Annotated in this window: 1 pseudogene; it reads right to left on the reverse strand. The window is 69.3% G+C overall.

Annotation, left to right across the window (positions count from 1 at the left end):
• Positions 1–747, reverse strand: a pseudogene (locus ACL03I_RS39440) (IS701 family transposase); the annotation flags it as partial.

The following is a 747-nucleotide window of genomic DNA, read 5'->3' on the forward strand; positions in this document are numbered from 1 at the left end:
TGCTGTGCCCGCTGTTGGCGAGTCCCTTTTTGCGCAACGGTTTCGTGGCGGCGAGCCAGGCCGGGGCGGGCATCGACAGGGTGATGTGGGCATACCGGGCGCCATTTGCGCACCTGGTAGTGGTCGAGTCCGGCCTCGCCCTTGGCTTGCTGAAACGCTTCTTCCACATGCCAGCGCGACCCCGCGGTCCGGGCCGGATCAACCAGCCGCGCGGTGGCCGGGCCGCAGCAGATGCAGGAGGCGATCTCGGTCGGGTCGCGTGATGCTGCGCCGGGCCAGCAGCCAGTGCCCGCGCCCGGAGGCCCAGGTGGGGTCGATCCGGCGGCGAGCCCAGTCGTATTCTGTGGCCCGTGCGCGCCGGCACCGGGTCGACAACCGCTGCCAGGACACCGCGCCGAACTCGGCGACCAGCTCGTCGGCGCGCGCGGTGGGGTCGGCGCGCGTGGTCAACTGCTGGTCGCAGCGAGTGGCCATCACGTAGCACACGTCCCGGTGTTCGAGCCGGTCCCGCAGGTAGCCAGCCTGTCCATAGGCTTCGTCGGCAGTGAACCACGCAAACGGCACCCGAGCGGCCAGGGCGCGCTCGAGCAGGGCGATCATCTGCCGCGGCTTGGTCGCGAACTCGACGGAGTCGGGGATCCCGGCATCGCGGCAACGCTCACGATCCGATGTCCACGACTTGGGAATGTAGAGTTCCCGGTCGATCAGGGCGTACCCATGCTTCGACGCATACGCCAGAAACACCCC

It is taken from the genome of Nocardia sichangensis, from assembly GCF_047200615.1.
Lineage (GTDB): Bacteria > Actinomycetota > Actinomycetes > Mycobacteriales > Mycobacteriaceae > Nocardia > Nocardia sichangensis.